The following is an 18363-nucleotide window of genomic DNA, read 5'->3' on the forward strand; positions in this document are numbered from 1 at the left end:
GTAATGAATTAAGCTCTTATATGAGGCTTTTTCATCTTTCTTTGATAGATAAAATACATCCCTAAAAGTAGTGCTAAAACACCAATTCCAATACCCCAGTACCATATCGGATTATTAGAAAAGTTGATAGGTGTATCTTCTCCAACCAGGTAAAAAGCTCCCCAATAGAAAGGATGAGTACGATTTACATTAGCCGATTGTAAATAACTCAATTTAGCCTGTTGTAAAGCCTTGCTTTTTGGCATTCCTTTTTTAAGGTTGGTATAAAAATATTTCATTAACTCTGGAGTAGTTTGGTCTGATACTTCCCAACTTGTTAATAATAGGCTTTTAGTCCCGGCATATTGAAATGCATTTCCCAAGCTCATTATTCCTTCGCCTTTTGCAATTTTTCCTGTACCTGTATTACAAGCACTTAATACGGTTAACTCCGCAGGAATGTCCAAGGCAAACAATTCGTGACCGTATAGTAAATTATCTTCTAGGGTATCTTTACTTTTGGTAAAAAACAATCTTGAGTTTTCTGGTCTTTCGTTGTCTACTTCACCGTGCAATGCCAGGTGCAATATGTTATATTTTTCTGCATTCTTCTTGAAGTTAGTTTCTATGGCTTGAGATCCATAAAAATATTGCCCATCTATAATGTTAGAGATCGCTCTAATTTCTTCACGAGTTCCAGGTAAATCGTCTCCGGTGTCACGAAGGGTGGCAAGACTCACCATTGTATTGTCATTAGTATTGGTGCTATCAGAAAACGAGAACGCTAGACACTCTTGCAGGATTTTATTCGTTCCTTTGGTCGTTTGAGTTTTAAACAAAAGCGTTGCAGAATTCGCATAGTTAATAGCATACTCTTTTAAAAGATAAGGGAAGTTTTTCGGGTTGTTTGATGGATCATTTTGGGTAAGCAACAGATCAAAATTAAGATGCCAAAGCGGTCCGTCGGGAACAATGATCAGTTGGTCTCCATCAAGCTGATCTTTTACAGGAGCAATTAACAACTGGTGTAAGGCGTGCGATAGGGTTTTGAAATTCTTTGTATTTTTTGATGTGATCGCCTTACGATAGGCTTCTATTTGATCATTTAATCCTGGAGTATTAAGTTCCTTGACTACAAAATTGTTTTTTGAAATAGTAAAAGCATAAGTGATGCTATCTGTTGTAAAGAATTCCAAAAGAGTGGTTTTGTCGTCTAGTTTTTGTTGCACATCTTCTACTGATATGACGTGGTTGTCGTATTTTAAAAGGTGGTATTTGGGGTAGTCATCGTAAATTTTTTTGTATAAGGAATCTTGTCTCGTGTTAATGTAAAACAATTCGTTTTCAAAAGCATTTAATTTAGTAGAATCGATAGTATGATTTTTATTTTCTTTGGCAATTTGGGATTGGTAGAAAGAATGATTAATTCTTAGTTCCTTTTCTAGTTCTAATATATTTTTTGGTAATTCTGAGAATTTTTTAGCATTGATATCATTTACTATCCCTTTCAATACGCTTGCTTTGCTTTTTTCAGCAAGATTAAATACTTTTAATGAAGGACCGTCTTTTTCTTTTTTGATCTTAGAGTTTAGTAGTTGAGCCTCGATAAATTTTGCAAAAACCCCTTTTGTATTTCCTGCAAAATCAAACTTGTCTTTGTGATTATCAATACTTCGTTTTGATAAACCGATTAGTTTTTCTGTTTCTGTGTATTTTTCAATACTTTTTTTAAGATGATCAAAATTATTTTGCTCTTTAAACAAACTCAAATAAGTTATTGCTTCCTTGCTTAAAATTGATAATGCATATTGGCTAGAGTAGTACTTTTCACTTGTAGTTAAATTGCTTTTTTCGATCAAATTTTCCCTATAAGCTTTATTGTAATATTTTAATGCAATTAGATATTTTCTTTGATCATAAAATACGTTACCCAAGCCAAGGAAGGAATCGATAATTTGATAATTATTTTTAGTTCTGTACTTTCTTTCATTTGAAATAGCTTTTTCAAAAAAGTTTAAACTTAAGGGGTATTTTTTTTGAAGATGATAAATGAATCCAATATTATGATACGCTTCGGATAAATGAATACTTTCTTTATTAGATTTTTCAAGAATTCTAGCTCCTTTTAAACAATATTGAAGCCCTAATTCATAGTTTTTTATATCCTGATTTGCGTATATCATACCTATATTCATATAGGTGGTCCCTAAAGATTGATAATTTGATCCGTATAATTTCTCCACAATATCAGCACTCTTTTTATAGTATTGCAAAGCCTTTTTGCTATCACCTTTTGCATTCATAACAACACCAAGATTATTGTAGATTCTTGATGTTTCCTCATGGAGTTCACCATGCAATTCTAATGTAATAGCTAATGAATTTTTATAGTGTACAAGGGCGCTTTCATATTGATGTTTATAATTGTATATGTCTCCTATGTTTGTCAGTACAATTAAAGTGTTGACAGATGTTTTTCCATTTTCAATACCTGAAAAAATTGATAAGGCCTTTTGAAAATAATCTAACGCTTTGTCATAAGCCCCTTTATTCATTAAAATACTTCCAATATTGTTATAAAGAATAGCGATATTTGGATGATTTTCCCCTAGAAGTTCTATCCAAATTGGCAAGGCCTTTTCGTTATAATGGATGGCTTTATTTAGAAAGCCTTTTCTCCGATAAACAATTGCTAGGTCACTGTAAACAATCAATGTGTTTTTGTTTGTTTCCCCATAGTTGTTTTGAGAAATCTTTAGGGCATCTAGATAATGCTTTAAAGCGTTATCGAAATTACCAGTGATATTAAACATTCTTCCTAAATACAGATTAGATTCAAATAATCCATAAATTCCTTTTTTATTTGTGTTTGAAAAAAATGTTAAAGCCTTTTCAAAACTTTCTATTGATTTTGGGTAGTCATTTTGATTGAAATAAACCTTCCCGATTTTTGAATAGCAAGTAGCCTTCTTTTCTTTGATATTATTTTTGTCATAAATAACCAATGCCTCTTTAAAAGATCTTAGAGATTGATCATATTTCTTGTTATTTAATAGTGAATCTCCCTTATCAAAATACTTAGCAGCCAATAGGGTGTCTTTCTCTACCTGGGCATTGACAAGATTACAAGCTAAAGTAAAAAGTAAGATCAATGATATCTTAATCAAAAGAAGTAATTTTTGTCGAGTCATAATAATAATTATATGTTCTTCAAGGGTTAATAGCAAAGTAACTAAAAATGTTACTTTTTTATGGGGGTTATTTTTAACTTATGAATTCTATCAGGTTCCTGTAGCATCATTTCGTCCTTATTTTTATCTTTGTCGCTCTTAAAAAGAACGTTACAAAATGATCAAGAATTTTATCGAAGAATTACAATGGCGAGGGATGTTGCATGATGCTATGCCTGGTACCGAAGAATACCTTAACGAACAAATGCGATCTGCATATGTAGGTTTTGATCCAACAGCAGATTCTTTGCATATTGGTAATCTGGTACCCATCATGTTATTGGCTCACTATCAAAGAGCAGGGCATAAACCTTTTGCGCTGGTTGGTGGAGCAACAGGGATGATCGGTGATCCTTCGGGGAAATCTGCAGAACGTAATCTTCTCGATGAAAAAACACTACGTCATAACCAGGAAGCTATCAAAAGGCAATTAGGTAGGTTTCTTGATTTCGAAAGTGATGCGCCAAATGCTGCGGTGTTGGTGAACAACTACGATTGGATGAAAGAATTTTCGTTTCTAGGTTTTATTAGAGACGTTGGTAAACATATCACCGTAAATTATATGATGGCCAAGGATTCTGTAAAAAACAGAATCTCTTCAGAATCGTCAGAAGGAATGTCTTTTACGGAGTTTACCTATCAATTGGTGCAAGGATATGACTTTTTGCATTTGTATAGAGAACACAAGTGTACGTTGCAAATGGGAGGAAGCGATCAATGGGGTAATATCACCACCGGAACCGAGTTGATACGAAGAATCGCGGGAGGTAAAGGATATGCATTAACGTGCCCATTAATCACCAAATCTGACGGATCCAAATTTGGGAAATCAGAAGGAGGTAATGTGTGGTTGGATGCAAATAGAACTTCTCCTTATAAATTCTATCAATACTGGTTGAATACCAGTGATGAAGATGCTGAAAAGTATATCAAGATCTTCACGTTTTTAAGCAAAGAAGAAATAGAAAGGTTGATTGAGGAGCATAAAGAAGCGCCACATATGCGAATTTTACAAAAAAAATTGGCAGATGAGGTAACTGTGATTGTGCACTCTCAAGAGGATTTGGATAATGCGATAAAAGCGTCGAGTATTTTATTTGGAAAATCTACGTCGTCAGATCTAAAGGAGTTGGATGAAGCCACATTTTTGGATGTTTTTGATGGAGTACCTCAGGCTGAAGTCTCAAAAAACGAAATTTCTGATGGCCTAGATATTATTGGAGCCTTGGCAGAAAAAACAGGTTTTCTAAAATCAAATGGAGAAGCTCGAAGAGCATTGAAGGAAAATTCGATCTCGGTGAATAAAGAAAAAGTAAATGATAGTTTTTCTATCTCAGAAAAAGATTTAATCAATGATCAATTCGTTTTATTACAAAGAGGAAAGAAAAACTACTTTGTAATTAGAGCAGTATAGATCAAGACATATAAAAAACAAAGCCTACCCTTAGCGAGGTAGGCTTTGTCAACTAACCAATCAATTATTGAAAAAAACTTAGCAATTAAAACAGTTCGACGCAACTGATTTAAAAGATCTTTATTACTTCTTGGCTTTTATTTTTTGCCAATTCGTATCTGCTTTTACTTTTAATTTATCTGCACCTTCGTCATTCCATTTGTCCAGGGTATTAATGCCCCAAGAGTTATAGAATAAATACAGTTTTCCGTCTCGTATTTCGAAGGTTTTGGGGTTGATATCTACTTTTTCACTATTTACTGCTACAGCATAGGCACAATAACCACCGTACTGAGGAACATATTTGTCTGGGTTACTTTTGAACTTATCCAGATTTTGTTGACTTGCAAACTTATATTTTACATTGTCGTGTGTAGCGGTGTATTTACTTTCTCCTTTTACGGCTTTATTATTAAAATATTCCGTTACATCATATCCTTCTGCAATAAAACTTTTCTTGGTGTTATAATCGATTTGCTGAGCGCTTACTACGGTCGCAAAAATTAATAATATTGTGGTTAAATATTGTCTCATTTTTTGTTGTCTCATTTTTTGTTGTCTCATTTGGTTACACCTATTGAGTCGTAAAAAAAATGGTTCATTACAATTTTAACATACTTATAAGATTTTTAGGGAGTTACATCAGGAAATTAGAGGCTTCGGGATAGGGAACCAAGGCGCTTATCAGTAAACTTATACTGTCTTTGGCAATTAAGGTAATCGAAAGTAAAGTAGCACTTACCACTATGGCAGTCGAAAGATTATTGCGTTGTATATCTTTAAATTCATTAACACCTTTGGTGAGTGCAGAAAAAAGTAAAAATACCGAAGTGTTGATGACCACTGCAAAACCAAAACCAATCAAAAGATATAGACCAGAGTATTGTATGATCTTGCCAAATGAGATTTCGTCTTCTGCAGACATAGACAAACGAACGATGTTGGTGATCGAAGGGATGATCTCACTCAAAATAATGCCGATAGATAAAATAATTCCTGCGGTGAATACAGAAAACGCCATGTTGTTCTCTCCCAGAGCTACATCTTTAAAAAATACTCGTTGTAATATTTTGAAAGAGATAAAAAGAATCAGTACTGATATCAATATAGCTAGTGCTATTTCTATAAAAGCGAGGGTTAGCAATTTAGTTTGCATGTTGTTGTGTATTTGTAAGCATTATATGCCAATGATTGATATTTTTAAAATTGCTGGGTAATGTGCCCAGTGTAAAATATTTACTGGTGGTTTCCCAAACATAATAGCGTTTTCCTTGATGTAATTTGTAAACTCCCTTTGTGGGAACATTTAATCCCAGAATAGAATGTCTGTAGTAATCGCTATTCAGGATTGCTACGTCATATCCAAAATGGCTAAGAATCGTATAAATAATTACCGTACGAGTATCACAATCTCCTTTTAGATTCCCCATAAACCCTACAGGGTTTTGCACTCCAAAAGGGATGCCTCCGATACAACAGTCCGGGCATTTTACCAAAATATCCCGGATAGAAGATTCGTATTTTTCTGGAGCTTCACAAGCGGTTTCAAAAACCAAAGAATATGGTATGTCTTGTATAAAAGTGACAACTACATCAGCAAACTCCAGTTGATTGAGTTTGTGATTTGTTTTTATTTCTAACAGACGGTGTAATATCAAATCCAGTTTAGGGCCATCATTTTTGGCAAGATGCTCATACAGGTCACCCCAGGAAAATCTTTTATGAGTATTGCTATGATTAGCATATTTTCTTTTGGACACTACATAGTCCTTTTCTCGAACCGAGAAATAACCTTCAAATGCATCTCCATAATTGTTTTTCCAGGTTCTGTGTTGACTGAGAAGCACGATAGAATCTCCATCCTCAAGTATTTTTTCCCGGTAAATCTCTTCTGAAATGTCTTTTTTGCCTGTTGTTATATCTGTAGTTATGTCCTTAAAAACATATCCAATACCCACTAGAATAGCGGTAAACAATGCACTATATATTACATATTTCCAGGGAGAGGTTTGATGTTGTTTATAAAGGAGTCTTCCATAGATGAAAGAGACCAAAAACAACAATAGCAGAAAAGCGGAAAAAGTGGAAATCGACAAAAAAGACTTAACAAAACTGCTTCCTACAATTGCGGTTAATACAATTGCGGGAAAAGTAAAACAGCCAGCTCCTTTGTTTTTTGTCATGTTACAATGCCATTAGATTACATCCTCTTATATCGCTGTGATCAAATCTACCTAAAATTTGAAAACTACCATCTTGGGATACTTTGCCCAAGTCCTGAGTGGCAATAAATGAACATGAATTTATATTTGCCAGATCAATAATATTAATTCCTCCAGTTCTGTTATACCCAATAGTAGATAGGGGATCTTCTGGATTTCTAACAGACATTTTCATCCACGGTGGGCATTCAAAGATTCCATCACCTTTGGAGTAAGCTTGAGATAACAACTCTGTCATCCCGTATTCACTATGGATTTTTTGTATCCCAAACCCTTCAGATAATTTTTGATGTAGTTCCTCTCTTATCAGTTCCTTTCGTCTACCTTTCATACCACCGGTCTCCATTACCACTACCTGATTAGTAAGATGGATTTTATGTTGTTCAATAAGGTCTAGTAATGCAAATGATACCCCAAGAAGTAAAATTTTCTTATCACCAGTTAACAACGTTTGTAAAGTATCGATTAATTTTTCGGTTTCATAGAGGTAAAAACCGCTTTCTGGATGTTGGCTGTCTTCGATTAATTTTTCTGCCATATAAACCAAAGAAGACCCTTCTCTTTCTAGATACGAAGGTAACAGTGCTAATACTACATATTCAGTAATGTCACCATAAAAATGTTGAAACCCTTTTCTGAAACTATCTTCGTAAATCGAAAGATCACTCACATAATGTTTGCTGGTAATACTCCCGGTGGTCCCGCTACTCGTGAATACTTTTTGAGGGATTTTGGTTGTACTTATTACCTTTTCTTTTTTAAAGAACTCAATAGGTAAATACGGTATACCGTCAATAGAAGATACAGAAGATCGTGTGACCCCCAAAAGATTACAGAATCTTTGATACACTAAGTTATTAATGTATTGATGATGGAATATTTTTAATGCTGTCTCCTCAAAATCGATATGGTTTTGAATAGAAAAAATGGATTCGAAGAGCATAGGTATTGTTCAACAAATTAGTGTAGAACAAAGGTATGAAAAACCGTGTTTTTGTGTGTTAAATAAGCAGGTCTAATGTGAAAATAAAATACAACGAGCGTAATTACGGCTATGGCTTGATGAACTTCACCGTAGTTTTATTCTCTCCTTCAGTGATCTTCAGGATATAAACTCCAGAAGGTAGATCTCCAATGTGTAATTCTCTTCCAGTAAGTACTTCATAATCCACTTGTTTACCCAAAACGTTGAAAATCTTTACGGTTTTAGTGAGTTGTAAATCAGAAGTAATGTATAAAATATCTTTGTTAGCAGGGCTAATAAAAACGCGAAGTCCTTGGATACTTTGTTTGGTCGTTCTTTCTTGTCTTTCAGATGTGTTTGACTGCGCTTGAATTCCTGAAGTAAAGGACAAGCATATCAAACCGACAAATATGAGTAGCAAGTAGATTTTTTTCATACAAAATTATTTTGGGGCAATAAAGATACAATATTAAAATTTAAATTCCGCTATTAATTTTGCACTCTTTTATGTTAAACCTTAATATAGACGGCTGATCGTCATTGGTTTTACGGTTTTACCCTAAATTAAATTTTGTAGTTCAAAAATAATGCCGCATCTTTGTGTCATCATGAAGTTATAAGAATTTATGTACATAATTGTGCACATAGTCACACCGCGATTTAGAAGCTAAGGACCTTCCTTTCTACAGCTTCCTATTCTTTATTCAACTTATAATTCTTTTACATCATGACTCAAAATAGACTCACATTACAACGTATATTTTCATATTTTAAAACTGCAGTTTCTGGTAAGGAACAGGAATTTACTTCTGGTAGTATTCGCCGTGCGATTTTTATGCTTTCGGTACCGATGGTACTCGAAATGATGATGGAATCCATTTTCTTTTTGGTAGATGCGTATTTTGTTTCCAGTTTGGGAGCCAATGCGATTGCTACCGTTGGACTTACCGAATCTGTACTTACTTTGGTTTACGCAATTGCCATAGGATTAAGTATGGGTGTTACGGCTATTGTAGCGCGTAGAATCGGAGAAAAAGATGTGCCTGGCGCTTCTCAAACAGCAGTACAATCTATATTTCTTGGAATTGCAGTGGCAATTTTAGTAAGCATTATTGGTATTCTTTTTCCAAAGGAAATCCTTGGATTGATGGGAGGAGAACCAGAATTGATTGCAGAAGGTTACAGGTATACTCAAGTGCTTCTTGGGGGTAATGTAACCATTATGTTATTGTTCTTGATTAATGCCGTATTCCGAGGTGCAGGAGATGCCTCTGTAGCCATGCGAGTATTGATTTTTTCTAATTTGCTGAACATCATTCTCGATCCAATACTGATTTTTGGTTTTGGCCCGATACCAGCCTTTGGAGTACAAGGCGCTGCCATTGCCACTACTATTGGTAGAGGAAGCGCTGTGATTTTTCAACTATTAATTCTCTTTTATGGATGGAGTAAAATCAAAGTTACCTTTAAGGACCTGGTTTTACGAGCCGAAATTATGATGAATTTGATCAAAGTATCTCTAGGAGGAATTGGTCAGTTTATCATAGGTACTTCTAGCTGGGTATTTTTAATGCGTATCATGGCAGAGTTTGGTAGCGAAGTACTTGCCGGGTATACCATAGCGATTCGTGTATTGATGTTTACACTGATGCCTTCTTGGGGAATGAGTAACGCTGCAGCTACACTAGTAGGACAAAACCTAGGAGCTCAAAAGCCGGAACGAGCAGAGCAATCGGTTTGGAAAACCGGGAAATACAATGCGTATTTTATGTTAGGAGTTTCGCTCTTCTATCTGCTTTTTGCCGAGGCAATTATTCGAATATTTAGTGCTGAAGCTTTGGTAGTAGAGTATGGAGCTCTAAGTTTAAGAGTAATTGCAGCGGGTTACGTATTTTATGCCTACGGAATGGTAATTATACAATCTTTTAATGGCGCTGGAGATACCAAAACCCCTACAATTATTAATTTTTTCTGTTTCTGGGTGTTTCAATTACCCTTTGCTTATCTGGCAGCACTAGTTTTTGAATGGGGTGCTATGGGAGTATTCCTAGCGATCACTTTTGCAGAAATCTTGATCGCGGTTATTGGGATCATTTGGTTTAGAAAAGGTAGTTGGAAGAGCATACAAGTGTAATAAAACTACAACATATATGATAATAATAAGGCTACCTAAAGAGGTAGCCTTATTTTGTATACTTTTAAAAATGAAATGTTTCTTAGAACTTATAGGTGTATCCTAAAGAGATTTCCTGACCAGGACTCCATCTAGAATATACTCTGTCTTCAGAACCAAAAGATTCGTAAACGCTTTCGATATCGTCGTCTAATAGATTGCTAAACTTCAAAGAAATAGAAGAGTTTCTCTTCTCTCCAAAAGTTTTACCAATATTGAAGTTTAAACTATGAAATGGCAATGTAAATACATCAGGGATGTTGCCGTTACCTACAATTTGAAGGGTTCTACCTTGTACATTGTAGAAAACACCTCCTTGCCAACCGTTGTCTTGACCATTGTAGTTCAAACCAAAGTTTAACAAGAATGGAGATTGTCCTTGTAGCGTTCTACCATCTTCCAGCTCTTCACCTACTCTAAGGTTGTCTAGTCTTGCATCTCTTTCATCTTCACTAAAGTTTTGCTCAGACTCGATGATAGAGAAGTTCGTAGTTATATTAAAGTTTTCAAATCCTATAAAATCCAAGTTTCTTCTAAACTCGATTTCAGCTCCATAAACTGTAGCATCACCAAGATTTAAAGGTGTAAACTGACCTGTAGCTTCTCTAATAAAACTCAATTCGATCGGATCATCAAATGATTTGTAGAATGCACTTACAGCAAAGAAGTTAGCGCCTTCTCCATAGATCTCGTAACGTAAATCAAAGTTGTCTATATAGGTGGGTTGAATGTTGATATTACCAATAAAAAAGGTATTTGATGTTGGATCAAAAATCTCTGCAATAGACGCTTCTTTAAACGACGGTCTTGCGGTAGTTCTACTATAGGACGCTCTAATTTTTTGGTTGGCGTCTTCATTAAGATCATAGATTAAGTTGGCCGAAGGAAAGAAATCAGCCTCGTCCAAAATGTTTTCTTCATCAAATCGAAGTCCGCTTTGACTTTCTCCAGTATAGATCAAATCATATTTCTCAAAACGCACCCCAAGAATGGCATTAAAACGATCCGATAGTTTGAATTCTTCAGAAATATAACCTGCGGCAATTGAGATCGTAGAGTCAAAAGTATCAGAAATATTGGAGTCTCTTCTTGCAAAGAACCCTTGGCCTGTTCCTGTATTAAAAATGTTTTCTGGAGCAAGAACTTGATCGGGATCTCCACCCAATACAGAGGTGTCAAAACTACCCGCAAATGGAAGCGAGAATTGATCTACAGCAAAATCACGCTGCTTATAGGTATACGCACCACCAAATTTGGTTTTCGCATCTCTTCCAAAAAGTTTGTGCTTTTTGGTGATATCTAGTTTTCCTGCCAGGTTAATTTCTTCGAGATCTCTCCAGATTCTTCTAGGATCTCCACCTTCACTAGGACTAATAGTAAATACGGATGGATCACTTTCGCTTACTATAAAGTTAGTCGTTCTTAAATCCTTATCATATACTCTAGACAGGGTAGGTGATAATTTCCATTCTATTAACCAGTTGGTGCTTTCGCTACTGTGTCTACCTGATAGTAATACGTTGGTAATCGAGCGTTGCGTGTAAATCAAGTTATCTTGTTTGATCTGGTTAGAGTTGATGATTAAGTTTCTTTGATCAAAAATAGAAGCTTCAGATTCTCCATTTTGGATATGAAGCACGTTGAATTTGTATTTTGATTTTTCAGTCTTGTAGGACAAACCAATTAATCCATTCAATAATATATTGTTCACCCCAACTTCTCCTTGTTGGCTTCGATCCACTCCCAATTCGAAGATAGAAGGATCTGCATTTTTTCTAAAAACCTGTCCCTCGATATAGTCCTCGTAATAGGTAGTTTCGTTTCGATACGATGCAGAAGCCAAAAATCCTAATCGATTATCACCTAACTCAAATTGCTTACCTGCAGTAAATCCAAAGCTAAAATCTGTAAAACTTTGGTCTCTTTGTGCAGCCAACGTACGTTCAAAAGCTTGCGTATTTTGGATGGCAGCGTTAGGATCAACTTGAGGAAATGGTAATACACCTGGAGTGTTTTCTAAAGGATTGTCTCTTGTACCATCGTCAAACCCTAAGAAATCTGTATTTCCTCCATCATATTGAAGGTAATTGTCATTAAAGTGCATTGAAGAGTTATACGATGCTCCTACAGAGATGCTGTATTCTTCTCTTGATGGTAAATCTTTGGTAATGATATCTACTACACCCCCTGTAAAATCAGCAGGTTGGTCTGCGGTAGAAGACTTAATTACCAAGATGTTTTCTAAGATATTAGTAGGGAAAATGTCTAACTGTAGCGTGTTTCTGTCTGGATCTAATCCGGGAACATCTACACCGTTTAATATCGATTTTGTGTATCGATCTCCTAGTCCTCGTACGTACACAAACTTTCCGCCTTGTACTGATACACCAGGGACATTTTTTACGGCACTTGCAATATTGCTTGCTCCTGTAGTTTTGATACTTTCGATAGAAAGCCCATCAAGTAATTTTACGGAGTTTTTTTGCAGCGTTAATACTGCTGCTTCGGTATTTTTACGTACCGTGGTTGTAATCACTACATCTTCAAGGGTGGCAGCTGTAGCGTTAATCGTTACATTAAGATCTACTACGTCTCCAGAAGATTTGATTTCTACTCCGCTTACTTCTTTGGTTTCGTATCCAACAAATGAGAATACAATGGTATAGGTACCAGGATCTAATGAGAGCTCATACAAACCATCAAAGTCTGAAGTAGAACCAATAGTTGTGCCTTTAACGGCAATATTGGCAAAAGGCAGTACATCATTTGTCTCCCCATCAATAACTTTACCTGTCACCTTTCCTTGCGCAAAAGATGCAAGACTACCTCCCAAAATAAAGAGTGTACAAAGTAGTTTCTTAATCGATATTGTAATATGCATTTTCCTTGTGTTTATTATAAGTATTGCTCGTCCCTAATCGGAGACGAGCAATACCTTGTACTAACTAGTTTTGACTATATTCAAATTATATTAGAAACCTAAATTAGCTTTAGAGTTTGCAAATGTCCAGCTAAATGCTGAAGTCGTTGCACCTACAGTTGCAGAAGCAGCGTCAGCTACAGCAGTAGTCCAAGCGTCAGCTCTTTCAGTAAACGTAGGCATCAAGATGATAGGATCTTCAGCAACATCATTAGTGTCATCAGCATCGTCACAGTTCATGGCACATCCTACTTTTTCTACGAAGATGTCTTCTGCAGCAGCAACACCTGTTGGTAATACTACCTCCCAGTTTGCGAAAGTTAATGCACCATCAAGGAAATTTTGAGAAACACCATTGTTATCTAATTCAACATCGGCAGAAGCTGTGAATCCAGTTACCAATACGTTGCTTGTAGTTCCAGTAGCACCACTTCTGTAGTCAGCAACTTCACCAGAATCAGATCCGAATAAAGTTACATTTTGAAGCGTGAAAGAACCAGTAGCAGATCCTTCAGGTCCGTCGATTTCCAGACCGTGGTCAGAAATAGCTCCTTGTACCACTACTACGTTATCGATAGTTCCAGAGTAAGCCTGGTCGATGTCGATAGCGTCGTCTCCTTGTGCCCATACTAATAAGTTAGAAGCGTTTACCGTTCCTCCAAAGAACTCAACACCATCATCAACGTTACCTACTACTTCGATAAACTCTATAGTAGTACCAGTACCAACCCCTCCAAGAGTTAATCCGTTGATCTCGTTTCCTTCTCCGATTAATGCTCCACCGTGACGGATAGAGATGTATCTATAAGTTCCAGAATTATCTGCAGGATCGTTTCCTCCATACAATCCATTGGTATCACTTGCAGGAATACCTTCTATCTGTGCAGCATCAGCATCACCATTTAGGGATACAGGAGCATTACCAAGAACGATAAGTCCACCCCAAAGTCCTCTTTGGTTTTCATCAAGGTTGGTTCCTTCTGTTTGTCCAACTTGGATATCATCTGCAATAGAAGTAAAGATGATAGGATTAGCAGCGGTACCATTAGCATTGATTACACCACCTCTTGCGCAAATCATTACAGAAGCATTTGGACCAGTTCCCCCTTCTGCTTTGATGATAGTACCTGGCTCGATTGTTAAGGTAACACCACTTGTAACAACAACACGACCAGATAATGTATAAATGTTGTTAGCAGTTAAAGTTCTGTCTTCAGTAATTTGTCCTGAAAGCGTAGTACTTTCTGTTGGTGGGGTAGTTGGTTCTCCACCGTCGTCATCACTACCACAACCTGTAAAAGCTAAGATTGACATTGCAAAACCTGCAATCAATAATTTTTTCATAATTAAAAGTTTAAAGAATTTAAGATTTTGTTCTTATTTTGAGTTTAAAAACTTTTACAAATAAATACGGTTTTCCAGTAATAGGTTTTATCCCATTATTATCCTTAGATTAAGGGATTGTGATGTAGGAAAAAAATGTGAAATGATGGTATTTGTAGGATTTTTGGGGAAATATGCGTTCAAGAGTTGGTGAAGTGATAAATTGATAAAATTTTTATAATCAATCAGTTATGCTTTTTTTTATTAGTTTTTGGTAAACTAGTTTTTGTTATTGAAGGGAAATTTTGACTAATCTATTTATGTTTCTTTAATGTTTTTTAAAAGTTATGATAGTGTTAATTCAAGATGTTTTTTAAGAAATAGGGTAACATAGGCATAAAATCAAATTTGTCTATTTTGGAATTGTCATCTCTTTTTTTTTATTTTTTATTGTTGATCTATAGTTCTTTGGTGCCAGAAAAAAATAAACAATTTGATAGGTTTTGTCTTGTTTGTTTTATGGATTTAAAATTCGGTTAATTTCGAAGAAAGTTTAACAGGTTTGGAAATGTTTAAGTTGAAAGTATTTTTAATGATAGATTTAAATATAGTTGATTTTTGATTGTTCAATCTTTGAGATAGGGTATAAAGAGATTTATAAATAACGCAAATACAGCATCAAAAGATTAAGAGGGAATTAGAATTTAATTTGCGATTTCACAAATGAAAATATGGAAACAAAAAAACGCTTCAGCATGCTGAAGCGTTTTTTTGTACTTTTTGAGGAGTATTTAATTTTTGTAGTTGACCACTACATTGTCTTTTCCAGTCCAGGTGGTCACACCTGCAATTTGATTGTCAGAATAATTTACTTCTGATAATTTGTCTGCATTCCAAAAAAACCATTTTCCGGTTTTTGTTCCATTAACATACTGCCCCATAGCAATCTTCTTTCCTGTAACATCATAAGCTTTCCATTCACCATGAAGTTTTCCTTCGGTATTATAAAATCCTTGTTGACTTACGGTTCCGTCTTTATAATAATACGTACCTTTAATTAAGTCACCCTGTTTTTCGAAGGTAGGTTTCACTTCCTGAGCATAGATAGTTACTGAAAATATCAATGCTATTACTGTTACTAAATTTCTCATAACTCAATGTTTTTGTTCGGGGTTCTTAATATTTATATTACAAAAGTAACATTAATTTTACTTTTAAACAACATTTAGATAACATTAAATTAACATTAAACCTGTAAAATATTGTATATCAATATATTAAATTGTATTTAAAATTAATGCTTAATAGAAAAAAATACCAAATTTTATACGATAAGATTGGAAAATCATCAATCTGGTTTTTATGAAAAACGTATTGTTAATTTTTTTTAAGATCTTACTTCTTTGAAAAACAGTGATTTGATGATTTAATATGTAGGTTTGGTTTTTTCTCACCTTAGGAGCCTTTAAGATATCGTATAAGATCATTGTTGATGCCGATAGATTTTGCTGAGTGTTTACAGCATATTTTGGATGTCAAAAGCATCAAAAAGATAACGTTTCAATAACATATGACTTAATTTTAAATAACATTTTTGTGATCATTAAGTAGGCATAAAATATATGAGTGATATTTACATATTTATGATCGTTGCTTTAGCAGTTTTGGCTATTGCGGATCTGATTGTTGGGGTGAGCAACGACGCAGTAAATTTTTTGAATTCTGCTATTGGTTCTAAGGCTATTTCTTTTAGAACGATTATGATTGTTGCAAGTGTGGGAATAGCAGCTGGAGCTATCTTTTCTAGTGGATTGATGGAGGTTGCCAGAAAAGGAATCTTTGTCCCTGGAGAGTTCTATTTTGATGAAATCATGATCATCTTTATGGCAGTAATGATTACGGATATCTTACTGCTGGATTTTTTCAATACGCTTGGGATGCCAACTTCTACTACAGTGTCTATTGTATTTGAATTACTCGGAGCTGCGGTTTGTGTGGCTTTACTTAAGATATTTGCTGATTCTTCCTTATCTATTGCTGATCTTGGAAATTATATCAATACAAAGAAAGCCGGAGAAATTATTGCCGGGATACTACTATCGGTTGTAGTGGCTTTTTCGGTAGGAGCAATTGTACAGTATATATCCAGATTACTACTATCATTTAATTTTGAAAAGAAAGCCAAATGGGTAGGCGCCTTATTTGGTGGAGTAGCACTAACGGCAATATTATACTTCATTTTTATCAAAGGAATCAAAGGAACCAATTATGCAAAATCTGTAATTGATGTTGTCTATAATGGTGGTGCCGAAGGACTTTTGGATTGGGCAAATGCTTACTTTAATAGTTCATACGAATCTGTAAAAGAACTGATAAAAGCCAAAAAGGATCTTTTTGCTATTGATGCTAACGCAGGAACTGTAGCGATAACGCTAAGAGGGTTTTTAGAAACCAATGTATTGTTGATTGTAGCTGTTGGGTTTGTTTTTTGGTCGATACTTTCTTATTTGATCATTTCTGTTTTCAAAACCAGTATTTATAAAATTATTATTATCGTTGGAACCTTTGCATTGGCATTAGCTTTTGCAGGTAATGATTTGGTGAACTTTATTGGGGTACCTATTGCAGCATGGCAATCCTATGAAGCGTGGTCCGCCTCTGGAGTTTCTGCAGATGCATTCACAATGGAGGTGTTAGCATCAAAGGTAGCTACACCAACGTTTTTGTTGTTAGCCGCAGGGTTGATTATGGTACTCACCTTATGGTTTTCGGCAAAAGCGCAGAACGTTGTAAAAACATCTATTGATTTATCTCGACAAGGAGAAGGGGACGAAAAATTTAGACCTAACTTTTTGTCTCGAGGGATAGTACGTACTACCATATCGATATCCGAATGGATTTCTGCAATTACACCTGGTTCTTTTAAAGGGTTTGTAGAAAAACAATTTGATGAAGAAGCGACAAAGACGAATTTCTTTGCTTCAAAAAAAGAAGATAAGCCTGCTTTTGATTTAGTAAGAGCAGCTGTAAACTTGATGGTGGCAGGTATTTTGATATCGATTGCTACTTCTATGAAATTACCATTGTCTACTACCTATGTTACGTTTATGGTAGCCATGGGTACTTCGTTGGCAGATCGTGCATGGGGAAGTGAAAGTGCTGTGTATCGTGTAGCGGGAGTACTTAATGTAATTGGAGGATGGTTCTTTACCGCAATTAGTGCGTTTTTGGCAGCGGCTTTGATTGCATTTCTGATTAATATACATCAACCTATAATGACAGGTGTATTGTTGTTGGTTGCTTTGTTACTAATTATCAGAAGTACCATTAAGTATCGTAATAAGACCAGAGCAGAGCGCGCCGAAGATCGATTAAAGAAATCCGAAAGTAGTTCTATACAAGGAGTGATCGAAGAAAGTTCTGATAATGTAAGATCTTTTATCAATAGAAGTAATAAGATTTATGGAAATACGATCGAGAGCCTTGCAAAATATGATTTGACAGCGCTTAAAAAGAGTAGAAAAGGTATTGCCAAATTAGAAACCGAAGTAGAAGAGCTAAGAGATAGTATCTTTTACTTTATTAAAAATCTAGACGAGTCCAGCGTTGGAGCCAGTGATTTCTATATTTCCATTTTGGGCTATTTGGAAGATATCACACAATCTTTAGAATATATTGCCAAAGTAAGTCATAAGCACGTGAACAATAATCACAAACGTTTACGATTTAATCAAATTAAAGACCTTAAAGAAATCGAGAACCAACTCGGCAATTTCTTTGATAACATAAAAACGGTGTTTGACGAAAAAGAGTTTGGTAAGCTCAACGGTATTATCGAAGAAAAACAAGAGTTATACACATTGGTAAGCACCAAAATCTCAAAACAAATTGCCAGAACCCGAACAGAAGAAAGTAGTCCTAAAAATACAACCCTGTATTTTGGATTGCTCACAGAGACCAAAGACCTGATTACGGCAACCATGAATTTATTAGCAGCGTATAGGGATCATCAGGATTAGAGCACATCTTGTAAAGTTAAGGAATTGTTATCCTTATGAGATTTTTGTGTTAGTTTAGTGTTTCCTAATAGCTTAGAGGC

The 18363-nt window shown here is 35.3% G+C and carries 12 protein-coding genes; 3 read left to right on the forward strand and 9 right to left on the reverse strand.

Going from position 1 to position 18363, the window contains the following annotated elements; all coding sequences use genetic code 11:
* Positions 1-8: 8 nt before the first annotated feature.
* Positions 9-3146: a CHAT domain-containing protein gene (locus ACXAGJ_RS09850; protein ID WP_474839352.1), complete on the reverse strand. Its 3138-nt coding sequence runs from the start codon at positions 3144-3146 to the stop codon at positions 9-11.
* A 181-nt stretch (positions 3147-3327) separates the two neighbouring features.
* Here ACXAGJ_RS09850 and tyrS point away from each other — a divergent pair, with 181 nt between their 5' ends.
* Positions 3328-4623 carry a tyrosine--tRNA ligase gene (tyrS, locus tag ACXAGJ_RS09855; RefSeq protein WP_474839354.1) on the forward strand — a complete coding sequence of 432 codons (1296 nt, stop codon included), beginning with the start codon at positions 3328-3330 and terminating at the stop codon, positions 4621-4623.
* Between the two features lie 123 nt (positions 4624-4746).
* Here tyrS and ACXAGJ_RS09860 read toward each other — a convergent pair whose 3' ends face one another.
* From ACXAGJ_RS09860 to ACXAGJ_RS09880, 5 genes are all read right to left on the reverse strand, one after another.
* On the reverse strand, positions 4747-5196 hold the full coding sequence (locus tag ACXAGJ_RS09860; protein WP_474839356.1) for a YHS domain-containing (seleno)protein: 450 nt from the start codon (positions 5194-5196) through the stop codon (positions 4747-4749).
* 103 nt (positions 5197-5299) lie between these two features.
* Positions 5300-5818: a DUF350 domain-containing protein gene (locus tag ACXAGJ_RS09865; protein ID WP_474839358.1), complete on the reverse strand. Its 519-nt coding sequence runs from the start codon at positions 5816-5818 to the stop codon at positions 5300-5302.
* Positions 5808-6845 carry a hypothetical protein gene (locus ACXAGJ_RS09870; RefSeq protein ID WP_474839360.1) on the reverse strand — a complete coding sequence of 346 codons (1038 nt, stop codon included), beginning with the start codon at positions 6843-6845 and terminating at the stop codon, positions 5808-5810. Before ACXAGJ_RS09870 ends, ACXAGJ_RS09865 begins: the two co-directional genes overlap by 11 nt.
* 1 nt (position 6846) lies before the next feature.
* Entirely contained in the window at positions 6847-7827 is a 981-nt protein-coding gene (locus ACXAGJ_RS09875; protein WP_474839362.1) for an acyl-CoA synthetase family protein, read from the reverse strand.
* A 109-nt stretch (positions 7828-7936) separates the two neighbouring features.
* A complete protein-coding gene (locus ACXAGJ_RS09880) occupies positions 7937-8284 on the reverse strand; it encodes a T9SS type A sorting domain-containing protein (RefSeq protein WP_073318309.1) in 348 nt (115 codons plus the stop codon).
* 291 nt (positions 8285-8575) lie between these two features.
* On the opposite strand from ACXAGJ_RS09880, the gene ACXAGJ_RS09885 reads away from it, so the two are divergent.
* On the forward strand, positions 8576-9982 hold the full coding sequence (locus ACXAGJ_RS09885) for an MATE family efflux transporter (RefSeq protein WP_474839364.1): 1407 nt from the start codon (positions 8576-8578) through the stop codon (positions 9980-9982).
* An 82-nt stretch (positions 9983-10064) separates the two neighbouring features.
* On the opposite strand, the gene ACXAGJ_RS09890 is transcribed toward ACXAGJ_RS09885, so the two are convergent.
* From ACXAGJ_RS09890 to ACXAGJ_RS09900, 3 genes are all read right to left on the reverse strand, one after another.
* Positions 10065-12902, reverse strand: coding sequence for a TonB-dependent receptor (locus tag ACXAGJ_RS09890; protein ID WP_474839366.1), 2838 nt, complete (start codon positions 12900-12902; stop codon positions 10065-10067).
* Positions 12903-12992: 90 nt separating this feature from the next.
* On the reverse strand, positions 12993-14285 hold the full coding sequence (locus tag ACXAGJ_RS09895) for a hypothetical protein (RefSeq protein WP_474839368.1): 1293 nt from the start codon (positions 14283-14285) through the stop codon (positions 12993-12995).
* Positions 14286-15055: 770 nt separating this feature from the next.
* Positions 15056-15415, reverse strand: coding sequence for a toxin-antitoxin system YwqK family antitoxin (locus ACXAGJ_RS09900; RefSeq protein ID WP_474839370.1), 360 nt, complete (start codon positions 15413-15415; stop codon positions 15056-15058).
* A 471-nt stretch (positions 15416-15886) separates the two neighbouring features.
* Between ACXAGJ_RS09900 and ACXAGJ_RS09905 the strand changes: the two genes are divergently transcribed.
* Positions 15887-18283 carry an inorganic phosphate transporter gene (locus ACXAGJ_RS09905; RefSeq protein WP_474839372.1) on the forward strand — a complete coding sequence of 799 codons (2397 nt, stop codon included), beginning with the start codon at positions 15887-15889 and terminating at the stop codon, positions 18281-18283.
* The last annotated feature ends 80 nt before the right edge of the window (positions 18284-18363 follow it).

The organism is Aquimarina sp. AWH4_224 (genome assembly GCF_056160245.1).

What these genes read in the sequence shown, in the direction of transcription:
- tyrS (WP_474839354.1), top strand. Translation starts at nt 3,328, where the DNA reads ATGATCAAGAATTTTATCGAAGAATTACAATGGCGAGGGATGTTGCAT.
- ACXAGJ_RS09860 (WP_474839356.1), bottom strand. Translation starts at nt 5,196, where the DNA reads ATGAGACAATATTTAACCACAATATTATTAATTTTTGCGACCGTAGTA.
- ACXAGJ_RS09865 (WP_474839358.1), bottom strand. Translation starts at nt 5,818, where the DNA reads ATGCAAACTAAATTGCTAACCCTCGCTTTTATAGAAATAGCACTAGCT.
- ACXAGJ_RS09870 (WP_474839360.1), bottom strand. Translation starts at nt 6,845, where the DNA reads ATGACAAAAAACAAAGGAGCTGGCTGTTTTACTTTTCCCGCAATTGTA.
- ACXAGJ_RS09875 (WP_474839362.1), bottom strand. Translation starts at nt 7,827, where the DNA reads ATGCTCTTCGAATCCATTTTTTCTATTCAAAACCATATCGATTTTGAG.
- ACXAGJ_RS09880 (WP_073318309.1), bottom strand. Translation starts at nt 8,284, where the DNA reads ATGAAAAAAATCTACTTGCTACTCATATTTGTCGGTTTGATATGCTTG.
- ACXAGJ_RS09885 (WP_474839364.1), top strand. Translation starts at nt 8,576, where the DNA reads ATGACTCAAAATAGACTCACATTACAACGTATATTTTCATATTTTAAA.
- ACXAGJ_RS09890 (WP_474839366.1), bottom strand. Translation starts at nt 12,902, where the DNA reads ATGCATATTACAATATCGATTAAGAAACTACTTTGTACACTCTTTATT.
- ACXAGJ_RS09895 (WP_474839368.1), bottom strand. Translation starts at nt 14,285, where the DNA reads ATGAAAAAATTATTGATTGCAGGTTTTGCAATGTCAATCTTAGCTTTT.
- ACXAGJ_RS09900 (WP_474839370.1), bottom strand. Translation starts at nt 15,415, where the DNA reads ATGAGAAATTTAGTAACAGTAATAGCATTGATATTTTCAGTAACTATC.
- ACXAGJ_RS09905 (WP_474839372.1), top strand. Translation starts at nt 15,887, where the DNA reads ATGAGTGATATTTACATATTTATGATCGTTGCTTTAGCAGTTTTGGCT.